The sequence below is a fragment of the Methylophaga thiooxydans DMS010 genome, from assembly GCF_000156355.1.
GTDB lineage: Bacteria > Pseudomonadota > Gammaproteobacteria > Nitrosococcales > Methylophagaceae > Methylophaga > Methylophaga thiooxydans.
Genome location: NZ_GG657889.1, coordinates 60,893 through 82,061 on the forward strand (window position 1 = coordinate 60,893; position 21,169 = coordinate 82,061).

Genomic DNA, 21,169 nt, shown 5'->3' on the forward strand with positions numbered 1-21,169 from the left:
GGAGTTAGCCATGGATATTGAGAATACAGAATCGTCAAATAAGCACAGCCAGCAAGGTGCAGAAAAAAATACTATCTATGTATGTCCAATGCACCCGGAAGTGAGGTCCGAGCAACCAGGTGACTGCCCGAAATGCGGCATGCACCTTGTGCCAGAAGGTGAACTCAAATCTCATAATGAACACGTCCACCATGCTGAGTCAAAAAGCGATGGCGAAGCGGGCTGTTGTGGTAGTCATGACACTTCTTCCCACGCGCACCATGAACATAGCTCGCCCAACAAAAGCAAAAGTATGGCAGGTAGTAAATACGATAGCGTTCCTGAGGGCTGGAGCGGACCTGTCTACACCTGTCCAATGCATCCGGAAGTTCGCCAGACAGAACCGGGCTCATGTCCATTGTGCGGCATGGGGCTGGAGTTGGAATCAGCTGCGATGGCTGGAGATGAGCCTAACCCCGAACTAGTGGACTTTAGCAGACGTTTCTGGGTTGGGGCAGCACTGACGATTCCTTTACTGATCCTGACAATGAGTCCATTTATAGGGATTACGCAAATTCGTGAGTTTTTAGGTGAGACAACATCGCTCTGGCTTGAAGCGGTGCTCGCTACGCCTGTCATTCTTTGGTCAGGGTGGCCATTTTTCGTACGCGGCTGGAACTCGTTCCGCACCATGAACCTCAACATGTTTTCACTAATCGGCATGGGGGTTTCGGCGGCCTATATCTTCTCAATGATTGCGATAATTGCACCAGGTATCTTCCCTCCTGGCTTTCGTGATCCGGAAACCGGACACGTCGGTGTGTATTTTGAGGCGGCAGCAGTCATTGTCACATTAGTCCTGCTTGGCCAAGTTATGGAGCTACGTGCCCGAGAAGGCACGGGTAAGGCCATACGTGCACTGCTTGATCTTGCCGCAAAGACAGCCCGGGTGATACGTCCGGATGGCAGTGAGGAAGAAGTTCCGCTTGAAGATGTGCAGGTTGGTGATCGGCTTCGGGTAAGACCCGGCGATAAGGTACCCGTTGATGGTGTAGTGGTCGATGGCCGCTCTTCAGTTGACGAAAGCATGATTTCAGGTGAACCCGTACCCGTGGAAAAGACCGAGGGAAATAAGCTGACAGGGGCGACAATCAATGGAACAGGTAGTCTGGTTATGGAAGCAACGCGTGTCGGTTCTGACACGATGCTCGCCCAAATCGTGGAAATGGTGGCAGCGGCGCAGCGCTCACGAGCACCCATTCAGAAATGGGCTGACATGGTTGCCGGCAAATTTGTGCCTGCTGTAATCGGTGTTGCAATTGTCTCTTTTATTGCCTGGTCTATTTGGGGGCCAGCGCCAGCCTTGTCGTATGCACTGGTATCAGCTGTGGCTGTTTTGATTATTGCTTGCCCTTGTGCTCTGGGCTTGGCTACTCCAATGTCGATCATGACGGCGACTGGACGTGGTGCACAAGCTGGTGTGTTGATTAAAAACGCTGAAGCTCTGGAGCGTTTTGAGAAAGTCGATACGCTGATCGTGGATAAGACCGGTACGTTGACGGTAGGTAAACCGAAGCTGGTTGCCGTTTTGCCTGAAGCAGGGCACGACGAGGCTGAGGTACTTCGATTGGCGGCCTCGCTTGAACGCGGCTCAGAACACCCGTTGGCTGAGGCCATCGTTCGTGGTGCTGAGGAGCGTAACGTAGCCTTTGCTGATGCTGAAGACTTCGAGGCGATTACAGGCAAAGGTGTTAAAGGCACTGTAGGCGGTAAAGCGGTGGCGTTGGGTAATCTTGCCCTGATTACTGATATGGGATTGCAAAGCGGAGACTTGACCGCTAAGGCCAATGCGCGCCGTGATGAGGGTGAAACAGTGATGTTCATTGTGCTTGATGACAGAATTGCCGGATTGGTCAGCGTTGCTGATCCTGTCAAAGAGACCACACCGGCGGCACTAAAGACACTGCATGAGCTAGGCCTTAATATCATTATGGCAACCGGTGATAACGAACGTACAGCTCAGGCAGTTGCTGCACGACTTGGCATCGATGAAATTCGTGCTGATGTTCTGCCTGCTGACAAGGCTCGTATTATTAGAGAATTACAGCAACAGGGACGTAAAGTGGCAATGGCAGGTGATGGTGTTAACGATGCACCAGCCTTGGCACAGGCTGATGTTGGGATCGCGATGGGAACAGGCGCTGATGTGGCGATTGAAAGTGCAGGATTCACTCTAGTAAAAGGTGACTTGGACGGAATAGTTCGCGCACGCCGCCTTGCCCATACAACCATGCATAATATCCGTCAGAACCTCTTTTTTGCGCTGATCTACAACGCTTCAGGCGTACCTATCGCAGCAGGAATTCTCTATCCGTTCCTTGGGATATTGATTGGGCCCATTTTTGCTGCTTTTGCCATGAGTGCTTCGTCGCTCTCTGTTGTTCTCAATTCGCTGAGGCTGCGCCGGGCACGGATCTGAATCAGCTTGTCTCAATGGATTCAAGTTGGATGTTTTTTTAGAGTGAATGAACACTCCTAGCGCTACGTTAAGCGGAGTGTAACAAACGCTGATTTTCACTTACGCATGAGGTGCCTTATGGACACACAAAGACCATCATTTTGGAAAACCCCGGCGGGTTTCGCTGCACTGGTGTTGATTGGGGTCGTTAGTTACTTTCTTTTGATGGAACATCGCCAGCATGTCTGGCAGTTTTTGCCTTACTTGATTCTATTGGCTTGCCCTTTGTTGCATCTGTTTATGCATGGTAGTCATGGAGGACATGCTGGCCATGGCCAACACGGAGGTGAACAAGATGCGAATCAACGTGAGGTCGAGGATGACCATCGGGAGCATGAGCACCATCATCATTAAGGCTCAGGATAAGACAACATTACTGGAGAAATAGCATGCATGGTGAATCAGCTTATGGTCTTTGGACGCTGGTATTGATTAATTCAGCGATATTTATCTTTTTTGCTTTCAGCTTTACCAAGCCTCAGACAAAAACAGATTGGCGTAGTCTAGGTGCTTTTTCTGCATTCATTATTGCGTTGTTTACAGAAATGTATGGTTTCCCCCTAACAATCTATTTTTTATCTGGCTGGTTGGCGGAGCAATATCCCAATATCAATTTTATGGCGCATGAAAATGGACATTTATTGCATACGATACTAGGTTTTGAAGGTAACCCGCATTTTGACCCGCTGCATATTGCAAGCAATGTTGTCATTATTCTTGGTTTCTTTTTACTGGCTTCGGCCTGGAGCGTATTACACCGTGCCCAACAAAGCAGGCAGTTAGCAACAACAGGATGGTATGCCAGGCTCCGACACCCACAATACATCGCATTCATCATGATTATGTTTGGTTTTCTGTTGCAATGGCCAACTATCCCCACCTTGGTAATGTTTCCAATTCTGGTCATTGTCTATATCCGGTTAGCCAAGCGAGAAGAGCGCATGGCGCTTGATGAGTTTGGAGATGAATACAGACGTTATATGCAAACGACACCAGCATGGATTCCTAAACTCTAAATTGGTGAGGAAACGTCAACAACATAGCCTGGTGTGGTAGTGGAGATGATGAAATGACTGAGCATAGGTTAGGCATTAATCCCGGATTTTTGACAAAACATCAGTTAGGACTTGTCGGGCTTGAGCAGTCCAATAGTAAGAAGTTGCTCACTGAGATTGACGCACTACCGTGGGTTGATCGTGTCTGGCTAAAAGCCGAGAAACAAACAATAAAAATTGCATACGAGGCATCTCACCATAGTATTGATGAATTGATTGCAATTGTTGAAAAACATGGCGCATCAATTAAGGACAGTTGGTGGAGTCAAACTAAGCTGGGCTGGCAACGACAAACTGACGAAAACATAAAAAATAACGCCAAACATGAGCCCCATTGCTGCAATAAGGTACCTTCAGGTAACAAACACAGGTAGTCAGAAATTCAGCTTCAAAATTTTCGCTGCTCAGCTACAGAAATAAACTTGGCGCTTTTCGTATATATCTTAAAAGAAACATGCCATTTGTAGTTAATATGGCTAAATAGGGAGCCAATTTACAAGTACGACTAATTAGGCTGTCGAACCAAAATCAGGAGATCCAATTATGCAAGTTGAAACTTTAAGAGATGTCCTTCACTGGACAAGCGAGTTTCATCAACACCTCAGCGAGTGTTTGAAGCATTGTGCCGACAATAATGAGGGTACTCGTGCTCAAATGCTTCTCAAGTATTTATCAGAACATGAAGAAAAGCTTAGACACGTTATTCACGAGTTTGAAGTCACAGGTAACGAACACGCGTTAAATACCTGGTGCTATGAGTATTTGAATAAACATCCAATTGTTCAACATCATGATTGTGATGCACCATTTTCTCAGCTATCGACTAAAGAAATCATGCAGGTAATTATTCATCAGCATAAGCAGGTTATTGACCTGTACCGTTATCTACATGAACGTGCAGATATACCCTCGGCGGAAGAGTTAATGGAAACACTCAAATCATTTGAAGAACATGAAATGATGCAGATGGTGCAGTCAGCAAACCGACTAGAGGACTTATGAAATAAAAGTCTTGAATGAGAAGCCAGCATGCTTTTCATTTCTGATAATGAACTGAATACAAGTTTGATCTACACTCGAAGTTAACTATGCTTAATTGAAATGTTGAGTTTGATTCAGTAGTGAGGCTTAACGGTAAAGCTTGAAGCTATGTTAATGCTGAGGTTTTGTCTTTCCATTGATCACTGTGACTAAGAAAATAGCGATAATAATTAATGTTGCTCCAAGCCACTGAATAGTGGTTAATGACTCTGAAAAGTAAGTATGACCTAGGTATATACCAAATAGAGGGGTTAGGAAGTTATATACGTTTAGCTTGAAAAGTGGTGCCTGTTGCATTAACCAGAACCACAAAATAAATGGCAGGGCGGTTCCGAATAATGCCAATGCAAGGAGAATTAAGGTGTAATCCATTTTCCAGTTTATGCTGTCTGGGCTAGTAGTGTAATAAGCCAAAACACCAAGCGGTATGGCACCGATGAGTAACTGGAATCCCATTGCAAAAAGTACGTCGACTTGACCTGCAATTTTCTTAAGTAAAACATTGCTAACAGCAACGCCAGCCGATGCCATTAGCACGAAGCCTATTCCCAATAAAATTTGCTTCTCACTATGGGCCGGGCTGTTCAAAGAAATGATGACTATTCCTATAAATCCGATAACAGTACCAATGAATGGTACGGTGGTCATTCGTTCCTTCAGGAAATACCAGCCTAAAATACCGGCAATCAATGGTTGCGTATTAGTGATGACAGTTGCAAGCCCGGGATCAATCAAACTGCCGGCATAAAACATGCCCCATAAACCCAGACTTGTCGCGGTGAGGCCTATTGTTGTTATATAGGCCCAGAGTCGACAACCCTTAGGAAAAGGGCGGTTCGTAAGGTGAGCAATGAGTACGATCACACAGCCAGCAAGTATGGCACGTAAAAAAGCTGTCAACATAACGGGAGCAAAAGGCAGGCTGAGCTTGATAAGTGGGTAGCACAATGCCCACATCATCATCACGATGATTGCAGCAGGGCTGACGAGCTTTAAATGAGTATTCAGTGACATGACGTTAACCGTTTGATTACAGATAGTATGCAGATAATGCATTGATGTGACGATGATCCATTCCCCCCCATGATGTATGATTTTCAGTGTGTGCTAACCGATAAACCAGAGGGGCTAGTCTGAAAGGCTGCTAATATCCTCGTAAACTATGGGGTGCGGATTGTTTATATCAGAAAATGAGGCATGAAGCATGGACAGCGTTATTTAGCATTAAGGCTCGTATAGCATCAAGAAAATTTAGGCTTCGTCCAAATTTGGTGACAATCATTTTAAGGTTAATTGTTTTGTGTGAGTATGGGCGCGAACCCACCACCTGGGGTTCGTAAGTTAGTGGTTTGACCTTGATAGAGTCTTGCCGCCGCCAAGATTAGAGATCCTCCATAGGTATATAAACGTACGTCGACTTTTAGCATTTTTCGCTCACCGTCAACCATAACCATGCGCTCTGAAGGCGGTACAAAAGCTTGAGCAACATAATCACCTTCAAGAATTCGGGCAAATGTGCTTTTGGTGAGTTTGCTTCCTCGGTAGACGCCTTTGCTGCCATGGCCTGCTACCGGTTTAAAAAACCACTGTCGACGATGCTGCCAGAGCGACTCCTCATCACATGCTGTCACCCTCACTGTGTGTGGAATACCATTTTGAAGTAATTCAGCATGTCCAGGGCTTAAGCCCCAATCCATCAGAAGCTGCTGATCTGACATCACCGCCAGATTACGCTTATCTGCGAACATAGCGTGCGTATGCGGGTTTGGGGTGATCACCACCCCTCCCTCTAACCAGGCTGAGCGCAGAGCATCATGTTCAGGAGTCTCTAGCCCGAAGTCGACCAAACGGTTATAAACCATGTCAATTCGTTGATTACCAGTATACAAGCCCCCCGCTTCATATCTGAGATCAGATGGGGAAAGGATAACGGTATTAATGCCATACGTACTTAAGAGCTGTTGCGCCAGTATGAACTCGGGATACAGGTGTTGTTCTGTGGGGACATCGTCGATGATGGCTATTATTTCCGGTTGTCCGCTCCCACGTTGGACACGCCATTCGCTTATAAACTGGGCTATTACTGCTTCATCGAAATTTTCAGTCCAAGCCCCGTGTACTTGGCCACCACAGCATTTTGACTGAGCACGTGCCAAGATTGAATTTAGGAAAGCGCCACCTGCATTAGTATTAATTTCTATAAGACGCGGACCGTCCTTGCTGAGGTGAAAATCAAAGCCCATGAAAGCACCAGCTTGTCCTGGATTGTATTTCGCACTCGCTGGCGCCCATGATAGGACTTGTCGCTGATAGTCAGGCAGTGCTGCTGTGGACTCAATGGCTTGAACAATTGCCAGCATCTGGTTCAGGTCAGAGTCGGGAACAAACACAGCGACATTTGAGAAGAATTGTCGCATGATAGAGTTGGACAAGGCATTGTCAGCATCATCACCTAACAACTGAAGAAGTTGAAGCTCGACTGTCGGCCAATCGAGTGTCACACAAACACAGTGCTGATTGAGCCTTTCTATTTTCGACTGTTGTGAATAATTATCACTTTGTTTCAAGGACGGGCCTCTTTATCCGTTAAGGGAAATCACAATGTCGAGCTAGCTAATCCATTAAGTGAGTATGATTAATATTTTCCAAACTGAAATTAATGCGCATGACCTCTTTTCCCCTCACCCCTTGAGGTTAAGATTTGGTACTGCTCAGGTGAAAGCTCGGGGAGTTGTTTTAAAAAAGCAACCATATCCCAAATCCTTTGATCATCATGACCGGGAGCCCATGAGGGCATGCCTGAAGCTTTGATACCATGTTTGATTATCCAGAAACGACGCTGGTCATGTTGTGCTTCGGTCAATGTTCCTTCAGGTATTTCGGTTAGATTGGGCGGTGAAGGATACAGACCTTTAGTGAAATCCGTGCTGGATTTACCTGGTGCCAAATGACAGGACACACACATCTCGTTGTAATCGGGGCCGCCACGTAGTAAGCGTGCTGATGAGTCTAAATCTGCTGGTATCTGTATTTCAGAAGCAGCACGAGCGACAGAGTTATCTCTTAATGTTTCTAATGCCCAATAGGTCAGTTTGTTATGTCGTGTATCGGCGCCTATGTCGTACCAGCCAGAATAGATAAACACCATAAAAGCGATACCTACTGCTATGAGCAACAATGTCAGATTTTTTATATATGATTTCATATTACCTGCAAGTTAAAGTAGTTAGTGATGACTATGAGTAGCTTCTGTCTGCTCAACTTTTTTTAGGAAAAAATACTCCACAAGCCAGATCACTGCCATCACTGCAAGAGCAACCCATATTACTAACGGGTCGCTCTGCCATTTACTTGCTCCAAACCCAGCAAGCAACAGCATATTCAGACAGATAGCGAGAGAAGGGATAACTGGATTCGCCTGAATATCATTGCGTAAATGTTTTAAGACGCCCCAATGAATGGCGGTATCCATAACGAGATAAAAGATAATGCCAAGCGAGGCAATACGGCTCAGGTCAAAGAACACTGTCAAGACTAGCCCCAGTAAAACGGTATAGACAAGCGTATGTTTTTGGATACTGCCTGGCATACCAAAATGGCTATGAGGCACTAATCTCATTTCAGTCAACATTGCCAGCATACGAGACACTGCAAACACACTCGCCATTAAACCACCTGCTGTGGCGACAATAGCGATTATTACTGTAAACCAGACACCAACATTGCCGGCTGCCGGTCTGGCTGCCGCAGCGAGAGAATAGTCTCTTGCCTCGATAATTTCACTAATAGAGAGGTTTCCGGCCACAGACCAGCCAACGAGTGCATAGATGACGATACAGGACGCAATTGAAATAATGATGGCTCGGCTTATATTCAATCGAGGGTTGATCACCTCTGAGCCACTATTGGTAATAGTAGTAAAACCCTTGAATGCCAATACACCTAGAGCGGTTGCAGCAATAAAAGCGGTCCAGTCGTTTTCTGCTGCAACAAGACTGATTTCAGATTCCAGTGTCTGACCTGAGCTCACCATCAAATAAATGCCTAATACACCAAACACCAGGATGCCAGCTATCTTGACTAAGCCTAGAAAATAGGCTGTACCTTGTATATAACGGTTGCTGGTCAGGTTGACCGCAAATATGCCAGCTATCAGGAAGGCTCCCAAAGTTGGCACCCAGAATGCTGTTTGCTCAACATCAAATAACTGCATTGTATAACTGCCGAAAGTTCTTGCCAGAAAGCTTTGAGCAATGACCATGGAAACATACATCAACAAAGCATGAAATGCGGTCGATAATGAGTGACCATACATTTTATGAAGATACATGCCGATCCCCCCAGCCGAGGGATATTTATTGGAGACTTTAATGTAAGAGTAAGCACTGAAACTGACTACAATGGCCGCCGCCAAAAATGCGAACGGAAAAGCAGACCCGACGAGTTCTGCCATTTGTCCCGTTAAAGAGAAAATACCGGCACCAATCATAACGCCGGTTCCTAATGCTATTGTGCCTAGTAGTGAAAGACTGTTCTTTTGATAATGCGTTGTATGATCTTCTTGCTGCTCTTGCATCAACTACTCCTTTTCAATCTTCAACGTAACTCGTGAGCCACGATTTAAAACCACATACGTACCCCAATCACCATGCCAAATTCAGAATCGTCTTTACCTCGTGCCGCTTCTAAATCCGCCGTCTTTGCAAAAGACTGCCGCCAATAGGCTCCTATATAGGGAGCAAATTCGCGGCTGAGTTCATAACGGTAACGAAGCCCCAACGTCATACTATTGAACCCTCGTGGCCGGTCATAGTCGAGTGCATCTGTCAAAGCGGCTGCAACTTCCAACCTGGGCTGCAGATAGGAAACCTGAGTGAGGCGTAAATCATATTCAGCCTCCAAGCTCGCTGCTATATCGCCATCTTCATTAACCGTTAAGGACTGATCTATTTCAAAGCGATAGGGGGCTAAACCGAATAAACTAAATACAGCGTAATGCTCACGGTTCACATCCGAGTCTAGAGATCCCCGAAGACCAAGCCCTGCTTGAAATTCCCAGAAAGGGGCTATCAAATGACTGGCGAGCACTTCAGCACTTTCTAGCTCACTAGGCTCACCATCATTTAACTGGTTTTCTCCTTCGGTTTTGATATAGAGGCGTTTTTCATCCCCCCCATACCAGCCGATGGCATCCCAGGTGACAACATTGTCGCCATTGTCAGTTTGACTGATTTCCAATCTATCGATCATGAGCTGCCCTGTCAGCGATGTTTTCATCGGCTCGGGCCAATCATCCTCAGCATGTTGAGCAGAAACTACAGAGGCAAAGCCCAGTAATAATAATCCGGTGAGTGTTTTTACTCGTTTCATTTAAACACCTATTCAAACAACTGATACAACACGGAACATACCGGCTTTCATGTGGTAAAGCAGGTGACAATGAAATGCCCAGCTTCCCGGGGCATCAGCACTTATCTGTAAAGAGACTACTTCGCTTGGCTTGAGACTAATCGTATGTTTCCGTGGCCGAGGATATTGCCCATTTTCAAGCTCCATCCACATACCATGTAAGTGAATAGGGTGATCCATCATCGTATCGTTAACTAAAACTAGCCTGAGTCGTTCACCATGATGAAATTCAACAGGGCCATCGACTTCACTGAACTTCACACCATCAAAGGACCACATATACCTTTCCATATTGCCGGTAAGGTGTAGTTCTATTTGGCGTTCTGGCTCTCTTTCATCAGGCCATGGGTGAGCACCAATCAAATCCCCGTAGACCAAAACACGATGATTCACATTTTCAAGACCAATTCCCGGCTCGTTTAGGCGGCTTGTGGGGTTTTCTGCCAGCATGGCTGCACCAGGACCATGGCCTGCTTTTGTGTGTTTAATGTCTATCACCGGGGCAATGGGCCGGGTTGCACTGATAGCGTGTTCTTGGTGCTGCATACCGTCCATAGAACCAGACGCCATCTCATGGCCTTTATGGCTCATCGCCATGCTATCCATATTTGTCGCTCCCATACTCCCCATATCATGGTCCATACCCATTCCCATGGCATCCATGCCTCGCTCCGGTGTTGGCCTCAACTCAGGCACTTCAGCTTGCTGTCCCATTTCTGTCGCGAGTGTGCCTCGAACATAACCACTACGGTCGATACTCTCAGCAAAAAAGGTATAGGGTTGACTGTCTTTAGGTTGAACGATGACATCGTAGGTTTCGGCAACGCCAATTCGGAACTCATCAACAGTGACTGGTTTCACTGGTTGTCCATCAGCCGCTACCACGACCATTTCAAGTCCCGGGATTCTGAAGTCGAAAAAGCTCATGGCAGATCCATTTATGATTCTTAAACGGATCTTTTCTCCAGGCCGGTAAAGTGCTGTCCAATTGGTTTCACTGTCTCTGCCATTCATTAGATAGGTATAGAACGAGCCAGTGACATCCAGAATATCTCGCGAACTCATTCGCATTTTGTTCCACATCGAGCGTTGCTTCCAGGTATCAGCTAAACCCTGTTTTTTAATATCATCGAACGTATCTGAAAGGGTCCGCTGTTGATAGTTGTAATAGCCTTCTGCAACTTTTAAATTGCGGTATACCGCGTGAGGATCTTCAAACGTCCAGTCACTCAGTAAAATCACATGTTCACGATCGGCGCCTATATCACCATCAGCGGGCTCGATAACAAGTGGACCAAGGTGACCAACTTGTTCTTGTAAGCCTGAGTGGCTGTGATACCAATAAGTCCCATTTTGGGTGACATCAAACTCGTAATGAAAGGTTTCTCCGGGCTTAATGCCCGGAAAACTTACACCCGGCACACCGTCCATATTTTCAGGGAGAATGATCCCGTGCCAATGAATCGAAGTATCCGTTTTCAGTGCATTCGTGACATTGAGTTGTGCACGCTGCCCCTCTCGAAGTCGGATAAGTGGACCTGGCATTGAGCCATTAAGCGTGATGGGGAAAGCAGACTTACCCGCCACATTCATCGGTGACTGTTCAATCAATAAATCGATGGGGCCGTCACTATGTATAAGCTCACCATAGCTACGCCCTAATGGTGAGGCCCATACAGGTGCTAACCTTGCTAACACTAGTGCAGAGCTTAGCCCTAAGGCTGATTTTATAAATTTACGACGACTTGACGGTAGAGTCTTCGCCATAGTGGCTATCTCCAAAAAGTTATATACAGTTAAAACGGCGTTTAGTGTTGCTTTGCCTCGGCTTTATTTTCTTGGTGAGGATCAAGTCCCGGCTTTTTATCAGCGTTTTCTTTTGGCAAAGACTGACATTTTTTCAGCATGGCCAAGGCGACAGGATCATCCATATCCATGTCTGTATGATTCCTATCTAACATCGCATCACAACTGGATTGAGATGACGGGGCATTATGCTTCTCTTGTTCATGGGCAAGACTATTGAATGATAGAAATAATAAGGCCATGCAGATGGGCGTTGCTTTGTTTATCACCGGCTCATTCCTCGTTCAGATAAGTTTTTCAGTATGTTTCTACCTCAACCTAGATTGAGGCCTCCGTGTTACTACTCAAATGTTAGTGATACCTGTCTGACGTAGACATGACCTGTTGATGACAAAATTGTAATGTGCATTGAGTCTTGAGCCAGTATGCTGTTTTAGAACAGTCAATAGATTGAAATGGAGTGTGTCCAATGCGTCTACTCGTTGTCGAGGACGAGCGCAAAGCTGGGGAGTTCATCAGACAAGGCCTGACCGAGGCGGGATTTTTGGTGACCTGGATGTCGAATGGCCTTGATGGTTATCACCAAGCAATGACGGAAACATTTGATGTCATCATTCTTGACGTCATGCTGCCAGATATTGATGGCTGGAGAATACTGAAATCACTTCGCGAGGCTGGAAATCAAACACCTGTTATATTTCTAACTGCTAGAGATAGCGTTACTGACAGGGTGAAGGGCTTAGAATTAGGGGCTGACGACTACCTTGTGAAACCTTTCGCCTTTGTTGAGCTGTTAGCGAGAATAAGAAGCCTCCTAAGACGTGGTAACAGCACCGCAATTATTGAGGAGCTTAAGGTTGCAGATCTCGTTTTAGATATACCTTCAAGGAAAGTGACCCGTGCAGGTAAAAAAATCACGTTGTCACAAAAGGAGTTTCTGCTATTGGAGCTTTTTATTCGTCGACAGGGTGAAGTGTTGCCTCGCTCAATCATTGCTTCAGAAGTTTGGGATATGAATTTTGACAGCGATACAAATGTGATAGATGTAGCTGTGAGAAGACTGCGCGCAAAAATTGATGATGAATTTGAGCAGAAGCTGATACACACTGTTCGAGGTATGGGCTACAAGCTGGAAGACGAAAGTGAATAAACAAAAAAAAGGTATGCCCATTTCTCTAACACTACGCGTAATGAGTTTCGCTGGCTTTGCTATCCTGGCTTGCTTATTACTGAGCGGTTTCTTTGTCATCAAATCCGTTGAGCAGCACTTTATTGAGCAGGACTACGATGAACTCAAAATTATTATAGAAACTGTTGAGCAGAGGCTTGACAGTATTAATGGCAATGTAAGTCAGGCACCCGACGTCTTATCTCAAGCTATATCGGGTCATCACGGTGTTTATTTTCAAGTAGAAACACCGCCTGGCACGCACCTTTTTCACTCGAAAGGTGCTGAGTTTTTTTCGGAAATAACACATCCCCAACCAGCTAATCGTATAGATAAATCAAACCTAGTCAGTTGGAAAATTGATAGTGAGATTTACCGAGGACTTGTTGTCGACTTCACTGTAGAGGGCATCCCGTATCGTGTTATGGCTGCCATGGATATGGCATTTCACTTAAGTTTTCTCGAGAAGTTTAAAGAAAAAATGTGGTTAATCATGCTTGTCATTGGTATAGCGACTTTGACTGCAACGTGGTTTGGCATTTATCAAGGCCACCGGCCATTAATCCAACTCAGTAGACGAATTAGAAATATACAAACAAACCAGCTGGATGAAAGGATAGCTCCAAACTCATTGCCTATTGAATTACGAGAATTAGCTCTATCATTTAATCAAATGTTGCAGCATTTAGAGGATGGGTTTGAACGACTCTCAAACTTCTCTGCCGACATTGCACATGAATTGCGAACACCATTGACTAACCTCATTACACAGACGCAAGTAGGGCTCACGCAAGCTCGCCCGATAGAGCAATACAAAGAACTTCTTTATTCAAATCTTGAGGAACAAGAGCGATTAGCCAAAATGGTCAGTGACATGCTCTGGTTAGCGCAAAGCGATAATAAACTTATTCAACCGGCCTCTACGCTTATTGATTTAAGTTCTGAAATAAAAGACTTGTTCGAATTTTTTGATGCCTTAGCTGCAGAGAGCCAGATTACGCTTACCTTGGAAGGAGAAGCACCAGCCATACCTGCTGATCGAGAACTTCTTAAACGTGCCTTATCAAATCTGCTATCAAATGCCATCAGGCATACTCCTTATGGAGAGAAGATTACAGTCAAGATAGGTCAAAATAAAAACCACAATGTGTACGTTGAAATAATCAATCCGGGGGAACAGATACCCGCTGAACATCTTTCAAAACTTTTCGATAGGTTTTATCGAGTTGACCCTTCAAGAAACCGCCTTTCTGAAGGGACTGGGTTAGGGTTAGCTATTACCAAGTCTATTATCGAAACACATGATGGGCGAATAACCGTTGAGTCGAACAATGCTCGCACCACATTTACTGTGTATCTTCCTCTAGTAATGTAGCTACATTTTCAACTTAGAATGTTTAGTTTTATCTGGCCTGACCACTGAACGATTTAAAAAAAGATCTAGCTTGAAACTTAACCAGAGACTTTAGGTCTCACTTGTTAATAAATTTATAAAAAAGTATTATTTGATAATGCGCATATTAAGTTTAATTCTGCTTTGTTTTTCGTTGGCGTTCGCCAATGTTAGCTATGCGCAGAGCCATAATGTCGATTGCCCTATGGTGCAGGGTGTCAGCATGGCAACCATGGATTATGCTGATATGCCCGACTGCTGTAATGATGCCGAGACTGCCGCAAAATCAGGTGAGTCCTGTAAAGCTGAGCAAGGTTGCAGCATTCCTAATTTAATCATCTTTCCTTCTATTCCATCATGGAACTTCGTTTCCGCTGGTATGAGTTCGACATTAACGAATATACCGTTCGAGCCTAACTTAGCGCCCAATGACCTCTGGCGTCCGCCAACCCTGAGCTGATCCTGTTATTTCCGTAGCGTTTCAAGCTATGACTTTGTTCTATGCTTGAAACATTTACGTTGCATGTGATGCAACGTCAATGACTTCTTCGGTTCCAGCTCATGTCAAACCAATTTATCAGAGCCTTTGTGCTCAAAAGATATTCGTCACAACAACGGCGAATTCATTGGCCATACTTTATTGCATTACTGGTTACCAGTTTTGCATCTGCAGTAATGGCGCAACCACACGTTTCCTCTGAGCCACTAAGCTTAGAAAAAGCACTGCATCTCGCAGAACACCACTCCCAGGCTTTGTTAGCGCAAGATGCTTCAGCACAGGCTTCCCGGGAACTGGCTATTGAAGCTGCGCAACTTCCCGATCCGGAATTACAGTTATCAATAGACAACGTGCCAGCTAACGGCTCAATGGCCTACAGCCTGACGGAAGATTTCATGACGATGCGTAGCATCGGCCTTTCCCAGACCTTTACGGGGAAAGACAAGCGCCGAGCTCGTGCCAATGTGTTTGAACAGGAAGTCGGTAAAGCGCAGATAGCAAAAGCGCTCACACTCGTAGAGTTACGCCAGAAAACTGCGGCGGCCTGGTTTGATGCTTATTATCTGCAGCAGATGCTGGCGTTGTTGAGACGCCAGAAAGATGAAGCCACTTTGCAGGTGAAAGCCGCCGAAGCTGCCTATCGTGGTGGCAAAGGGCCTCAATCCGATATTTTCCTTGCCAGAACCACTGTGGCTGAAATCAAGGATCGCATCCATAAAACTCAGGCAGGTTTTGACAATGCGATAACAACTTTGGCGCGCTGGGTAGGCGAGACAGACAACCTGAGATTGGTTTCAGCGCCTGACATCTCTCAAACCAAGCTCGACACGCAGCATTTAGCTCATGAGATAAGTGAGCATCCCGATATTGCGGTGATGATGGCCGAAGAGGTCGTCGCCAAAGCGAAAGCAAAAGCAGCGCGTCAGGAAAAGCAAGCTGACTGGACCTGGTCGCTGCGCTATAGCGAACGCGGTTCGGATTTTTCGGACATGATTTCACTGGGAGTCAGCATACCGCTGCAGTGGAATCAGGAGAACCGCCAGGACAGAGTGGTCGCGGCCAAACTAGCCAAGGCAGAGCAAATCAGAGCAGAACGGGAAGAAATGACTCGTCAGCATCTGGCCGAGACTGAACGCTGGCTGACCAGTTGGCAAAGTAATTTGTTAAGGCTTGCGGACTATGAAAAAGCTTTGGTACCGCTTGCCAGTCAACGTACTGAGGCCGCTTTAGCTGAATACCGGGGGGGAGTTGGAGAATTAGTGGCCGTGCTTGATGCCCGAAAAATGGAAATTGCCACCCGTATAGAACAGCTGCGTATTGAAATGGAAACTGCTGCCCTCTGGGCCGCGCTCGAATACCTGACATTGCCTGATCGTTCTCAACGTCATATTGAAGCTGGCTTAATGCCTTCCTCCCAACTGCTGGAGTTCAAAGAATGAATCTCAAAACTATTATTGTATTTATATTCGTAATCCTGATGATGATTGCCGCAGGCTATGCCGCCTACCAATGGGGCATGCAGCGGGGAATGGGCATGTCAACAATGCCCGCAAATACAACGGCCGCCAAGGCTACCAAAGATCCCTCAAACTGGAGCATCCCGGAAGGAGAAGAAGCAACACGCCGACATATGGAAGCGGGACTCAAAGCAGGTGACATCGACCCGGATACTGGCCGACAAATTCTTTTCTATCAGGATCCTATGGTGCCCGGCAATAAATTTGAGACACCGGGTAAGTCACCTTATATGGATATGATGCTGGTACCAGCATACAAAGGAACTGATGCCAGCGATAGCACAGCTGAACAAGGAGGCGTCAGCATTCATTCACGTATCCAGCAAAACATTGGTATGCGAATAGCGCCAGTCACCAGAGAAGATATTGCGACGACGATCCCTGCTGTGGGAGCGGTTGCCTGGAATGAGCGAGAGCAAGTGAATATTCAGGCCCGGGCGCTGGGTTATGTGGAAAAGCTTTTTGTGGAAACCAGCCTGGAACGAGTCGAAAAAGGTCAGCCACTCATGGCTATTTATGTGCCTGACTGGTTAGCTGTGCAGGAAGAATATCTGGCTCTGAAAAGCATGCAGGGTGAAAAATTAGGACACTTGATAACAGCTTCAATTGCCCGCATGCGTCAGGTTGGGATGAGTGAAGCTCAAATCCGGCGGGTGATAAACACGAGCAAATTACAACCTCAATTAACTATTAACGCGCCCATCAATGGGGTTGTCACAGAGTTAGTGGTCCGTGAAGGGATGACCATATCACCCGGCTCAACACTGATGCGGATTAATGGTTTGGATCCTGTCTGGGCCAATGCGGAAGTGCCTGAGAATCAGGTTAAAAAAATCAGTGCTGGCGATTCGGTTATCGCCACCAGTCCCGCCTTTCCCGGTAAGACGTTTGAAGGCACTATAGAACGGCTATTACCGCAAGTGGATCCCACCACCCGTACGGTCAGGGCGCGCATGGTGTTGTCTAATCCTGATGGTGAATTGCTGCCGGGCATGTTCGTCGACATGCAACTGGCAGGTAAAGAAATCAGCGATGCGTTGATGGTGCCAACCGAAGCGCTTATCCGAACCGGGAAACGCACCCTGGTGATGGTCGCAATGAATAACGGTAGCTTCCGTCCAGTTGAGGTGATAACCGGTATTGAGGCCGACGGTCAAACTCAAATCAGGCAGGGATTGCAAGAAAATGAACGAGTCGTGGTATCCGGTCAGTTCCTGGTGGATTCGGAAGCCAGCCTGAGCGGGGTGGAAGCACGCCTGTCTGATGATGATGCTGACAATATATCAGCAATGCCATCGATGCCGGATAGGTCAAATAGGGAAATGGCGCCCCATCAAACTCAGGCTACCGTGGAGGCTATCAATGGACGGATGTTGACCTTAACGCATCCAGCTATTCCCAGCCTGCAATGGCCGGGCATGACCATGGATTTTAAACTGGCCCCTTCATTAAACCCAGAAGAGCTCACCGTCGGTGAAAAAATAGACATCGAGTTCCGTATAGAAGAGGGAGCGGCACCTGTCATTGTTAATCTGCAATCACTGTCATCCGCGATGGAAATGGAAGGTGCGAAATGATTGCAAATCTCATCCGTTGGTCTATCAGCAATCGGTTTCTGGTGTTATTGGCGACGCTCATGTTGCTTGCCTGGAGCCTAGTATCCTTATCACGCACACCGTTGGATGCCTTACCCGATCTCTCAGATGTGCAGGTGATTATTAAAACCACCTGGCCGGGACAAGCGCCTCAGTTGGTAGAAGATCAGGTCACGTATCCATTGACATCAACGATGCTCTCTGTGCCCGGCGCCAAGGTGGTTCGCGGCTTGTCCTTTTTTGGCGACAGCTATGTTTACATCTTGTTCGAGGAGGGCACCGACTTATATTGGGCCCGCAGCCGGGTGCTTGAATATCTGAATCAGGCGCAGTCCAGACTGCCGGCCACGGCAAATTCGTCTATTGGTCCGGATGCCACCGGTGTGGGCTGGATCTATCAGTATGCACTGGTCGACAGGTCCGGAACCCAGGATATTTCACAGTTACGTGCGCTGCAGGACTGGTTTCTTAAATACGAGCTGAAAACCGTGCCTAATGTCGCGGAAGTAGCGACCGTGGGTGGCATGGTTCGACAATATCAGGTCGTCGTGGATCCCGATAAGTTAGCGGCTTATCGTATTCCACTTTCTAGAGTGATTGAAGCCATCAATAACGGTAACCAGGAATCTGGCGGTTCAGTTCTGGAGATGGGAGAGGCGGAATATATGGTCCGCGCCACGGGCTACCTACAATCCTTGGAAGATTTTCGGTCCATTCCCTTGTTGACGAGTGAGACCGGTGTGCCTGTGACTTTGGGGGATGTGGCACATATTCAAGTAGGCCCTGAAATTCGGCGGGTTATCGGGGAGCTCAACGGCGAAGGTGAGGCGGTCGGCGGGGTGATTGTGATGCGCTCTGGAAAGAATGCGCTGAGCACGATTGAGGCTGTTAAAGACAAACTGAAAACCTTGCAAAACAGTTTGCCGGAAGGCGTCGATATTGTGCCGGTTTATGACCGCTCGGGCCTGATTAAACGGGCAGTTCATAACCTGAGTGAAAAGCTCGTTGAAGAATTTATTGTCGTCGCATTGGTATGCCTCGCTTTCCTGTTCCATCTTCGTTCAGCCCTGGTGGCCATTGTCTCATTACCTTTGGGCATCCTGATGGCTTTTATCGTCATGCAATGGCAGGGAATCAATGCCAATATCATGTCTCTCGGGGGTATAGCCATTGCGGTAGGTGCCATGGTGGATGCCGCTGTAGTGATGATTGAAAATGCCCATAAGCACCTTGAACGCTGGCATGACAGCCATCCTGGAATGAAGCTTGATGGCGAAAGTAGATGGAAGGTGATTGGTGACTCGGCTGTTGAAGTCGGACCGGCACTGTTTTTCTCGCTGCTTATTATTACGCTGTCGTTCATTCCGATTTTTACGCTGGAGGCACAGGAAGGTCGGCTCTTTTCGCCACTGGCATTTACCAAGACCTATGCGATGGCGGCTGCCGCAGGTCTTGCTGTCACGCTTATCCCGGTATTAATGGGGTATCTGATCCGGGGCAAGATCCCTGCGGAAAAGACCAATCCACTTAACCGTTTTTTGATTGCGATCTACCGGCCTATATTAGAAGCAGTACTGCGCTTTCCCAAAACTACTTTAGTCGCAGCTTTGCTGGTGCTACTGACGAGCCTTTGGCCATTGCAACAAATCGGCAGCGAATTCATGCCACCACTTGATGAAGGCGACCTGCTTTATATGCCGAGTGCTTTACCCAGCCTTTCTGCCGGTAAGGTGGCGGAACTATTACAGCAGACAAACCGCATGATCAAATCTGTGCCGGAAGTGGAAACCGTGTACGGCAAAGCAGGGCGGGCTGATACGGCAACTGATCCGGCGCCGCTGGTCATGTTTGAAACCACCATTCAGTTCAAACCCCGTGAACAATGGCGACCAGGCATGACACGGGAGAAATTGATCGACGAACTGGATCGCACCGTGAAAGTACCTGGGTTAACCAATATCTGGGTGCCACCGATCCGAAATCGGCTGGATATGCTTGCTACGGGTATCAAAAGCCCGGTGGGCGTCAAAGTACTCGGTGAAGATCTGGACGTTATCGATAAGATAGCTGGCGAAATTGAAACGGTGCTCAAAGAAGTCACCGGTGTCACCAGTGTTTTTGCTGAACGTCTGACCGGTGGCCGATATGTTGATGTCAATATCAAACGTGATGCTGCAGCACGCTATGGGCTCAATATTGATGATGTTCAGTTGATTATCAGCTCGGCTGTGGGGGGCATGAACATTGGTGAAACCGTGGAAGGGCTTGAACGATTTCCTATCAATGTTCGCTATCCCCGGGAAATAAGGGATTCACTGGCGTCATTACGGTCGTTGCCTATTGTGACTATGCGCGGCCAGCAAATATTATTGTCTGACTTAGCTGACATCAGTATCAGTGACGGTCCACCGATGGTACGTAGCGAAAACTCGCGTCTAGCCGGGTTTGTTTATGTCGATATCCGTGACAGGGATCTGGGCTCGGCAGTGGCGGAGATGCAGCAAACCGTTGCCAATCAAATCAATTTGCCGACTGGCTATTCAATCACCTGGTCAGGTCAATTTGAGTTTCTGGAGCGTGCGACTGCCAAGCTCAAACTGGTGGTGCCATTTACCCTGCTTATCATTTTCATTCTTTTCTACCTGACATTTAAGAACTTCGGCGAAGCATTGCTGCTGATGCTGACCTTGCCATTTTCTCTAGTGGGGGGGATCTGGCTACTGTATCTGCTGGGCCATAACCTGTCAGTGGCCAGTGTAGTCGGGTTTATTGCCCTTGCCGGAGTGGCCGCTGAATTTGGCGTTATTATGCTGCTCTATTTAAAACAGGCTTGGCAAAAACGATTGGATGAAGGGAATGCTACGGACGCAAATCTGCTAGATGCCATCCGTGAAGGTGCTGTATTAAGGGTCAGACCCAAAGCGATGACGGCAACAGTGATTCTTGCCGGTTTGCTTCCAATCATGTTCGGCACTGGCACTGGTAGTGAAGTGATGCAACGTATCGCTGCCCCCATGGTGGGAGGCATGGTGACTGCACCGCTGTTGTCGATGTTGGTCATTCCCGTGATCTATTTACTGATACGCAAGCCACGGGGCGAGCAGAACGCCAAAAATGAAACCTTTCACTCATCAGCAAATAACGGGTGAAAAAACGACCCCCGGTTTAAGCTATTTTGAGCCGGATATT

18 protein-coding genes are annotated in these 21,169 nt (G+C 46.9%); 11 read left to right on the top strand and 7 right to left on the bottom strand.

Annotated elements, in window-relative coordinates; genetic code table 11:
• Positions 1-10: 10 nt before the first annotated feature.
• From MDMS009_RS03340 to MDMS009_RS03360, 5 genes are all read left to right on the top strand, one after another.
• Entirely contained in the window at positions 11-2,458 is a 2,448-nt protein-coding gene (locus MDMS009_RS03340) for a copper-transporting P-type ATPase (protein WP_193345547.1), read from the top strand.
• Positions 2,459-2,575: 117 nt separating this feature from the next.
• Positions 2,576-2,851, top strand: coding sequence for a DUF2933 domain-containing protein (locus tag MDMS009_RS03345; protein ID WP_008290399.1), 276 nt, complete (start codon positions 2,576-2,578; stop codon positions 2,849-2,851).
• Positions 2,852-2,886: 35 nt separating this feature from the next.
• Positions 2,887-3,513, top strand: coding sequence for a methyltransferase family protein (locus MDMS009_RS03350; RefSeq protein ID WP_008290420.1), 627 nt, complete (start codon positions 2,887-2,889; stop codon positions 3,511-3,513).
• Between the two features lie 53 nt (positions 3,514-3,566).
• Complete coding sequence (locus tag MDMS009_RS03355; RefSeq protein WP_008290471.1) at positions 3,567-3,926, top strand: hypothetical protein; 360 nt, start codon at positions 3,567-3,569, stop codon at positions 3,924-3,926.
• Positions 3,927-4,095: 169 nt separating this feature from the next.
• On the top strand, positions 4,096-4,554 hold the full coding sequence (locus MDMS009_RS03360; RefSeq protein ID WP_237700465.1) for an ATPase: 459 nt from the start codon (positions 4,096-4,098) through the stop codon (positions 4,552-4,554).
• A gap of 150 nt (positions 4,555-4,704) precedes the next feature.
• Here MDMS009_RS03360 and MDMS009_RS03365 read toward each other — a convergent pair whose 3' ends face one another.
• The 7 genes from MDMS009_RS03365 to MDMS009_RS03395 form a co-directional block, all read right to left on the bottom strand.
• A complete protein-coding gene (locus tag MDMS009_RS03365; RefSeq protein ID WP_406564438.1) occupies positions 4,705-5,649 on the bottom strand; it encodes a DMT family transporter in 945 nt (314 codons plus the stop codon).
• 233 nt (positions 5,650-5,882) lie between these two features.
• Positions 5,883-7,160 carry an ATP-grasp domain-containing protein gene (locus MDMS009_RS03370; RefSeq protein ID WP_008290456.1) on the bottom strand — a complete coding sequence of 426 codons (1,278 nt, stop codon included), beginning with the start codon at positions 7,158-7,160 and terminating at the stop codon, positions 5,883-5,885.
• Between the two features lie 89 nt (positions 7,161-7,249).
• Positions 7,250-7,798, bottom strand: a complete 549-nt coding sequence (locus MDMS009_RS03375) for a c-type cytochrome (RefSeq protein ID WP_008290478.1) — start codon at positions 7,796-7,798, stop codon at positions 7,250-7,252.
• 21 nt (positions 7,799-7,819) lie between these two features.
• Positions 7,820-9,169, bottom strand: a complete 1,350-nt coding sequence (locus MDMS009_RS03380) for an APC family permease (protein WP_008290464.1) — start codon at positions 9,167-9,169, stop codon at positions 7,820-7,822.
• 44 nt (positions 9,170-9,213) lie between these two features.
• Positions 9,214-9,963, bottom strand: a complete 750-nt coding sequence (locus MDMS009_RS03385; RefSeq protein WP_008290462.1) for a copper resistance protein B — start codon at positions 9,961-9,963, stop codon at positions 9,214-9,216.
• A gap of 12 nt (positions 9,964-9,975) precedes the next feature.
• Entirely contained in the window at positions 9,976-11,769 is a 1,794-nt protein-coding gene (locus MDMS009_RS03390) for a copper resistance system multicopper oxidase (protein ID WP_008290361.1), read from the bottom strand.
• Positions 11,770-11,810: 41 nt separating this feature from the next.
• Positions 11,811-12,077 carry a hypothetical protein gene (locus MDMS009_RS03395; protein WP_154646962.1) on the bottom strand — a complete coding sequence of 89 codons (267 nt, stop codon included), beginning with the start codon at positions 12,075-12,077 and terminating at the stop codon, positions 11,811-11,813.
• A gap of 200 nt (positions 12,078-12,277) precedes the next feature.
• Here MDMS009_RS03395 and MDMS009_RS03400 point away from each other — a divergent pair, with 200 nt between their 5' ends.
• The 6 genes from MDMS009_RS03400 (at position 12,278) to MDMS009_RS03425 (ending at position 21,129) form a co-directional block, all read left to right on the top strand.
• The gene (locus tag MDMS009_RS03400) at positions 12,278-12,958 is read left to right on the top strand and encodes a heavy metal response regulator transcription factor (RefSeq protein ID WP_008290500.1); all 681 of its coding nucleotides are present in this window, start codon (positions 12,278-12,280) and stop codon (positions 12,956-12,958) included.
• Positions 12,951-14,351 (top strand): heavy metal sensor histidine kinase, encoded by a 1,401-nt coding sequence (locus MDMS009_RS03405; protein ID WP_008290502.1) that lies wholly within the window; start codon positions 12,951-12,953, stop codon positions 14,349-14,351. Before MDMS009_RS03400 ends, MDMS009_RS03405 begins: the two co-directional genes overlap by 8 nt.
• A gap of 172 nt (positions 14,352-14,523) precedes the next feature.
• Positions 14,524-14,829 carry a hypothetical protein gene (locus MDMS009_RS03410; protein WP_237700467.1) on the top strand — a complete coding sequence of 102 codons (306 nt, stop codon included), beginning with the start codon at positions 14,524-14,526 and terminating at the stop codon, positions 14,827-14,829.
• Between the two features lie 101 nt (positions 14,830-14,930).
• A complete protein-coding gene (locus MDMS009_RS03415) occupies positions 14,931-16,307 on the top strand; it encodes a TolC family protein (RefSeq protein ID WP_008290437.1) in 1,377 nt (458 codons plus the stop codon).
• Positions 16,304-17,962: an efflux RND transporter periplasmic adaptor subunit gene (locus MDMS009_RS03420; RefSeq protein WP_008290448.1), complete on the top strand. Its 1,659-nt coding sequence runs from the start codon at positions 16,304-16,306 to the stop codon at positions 17,960-17,962. The genes MDMS009_RS03415 and MDMS009_RS03420 overlap by 4 nt, the downstream gene beginning before the upstream one ends.
• Positions 17,959-21,129 (top strand): efflux RND transporter permease subunit, encoded by a 3,171-nt coding sequence (locus tag MDMS009_RS03425; protein ID WP_008290393.1) that lies wholly within the window; start codon positions 17,959-17,961, stop codon positions 21,127-21,129. Before MDMS009_RS03420 ends, MDMS009_RS03425 begins: the two co-directional genes overlap by 4 nt.
• Positions 21,130-21,169 lie beyond the last annotated feature (40 nt).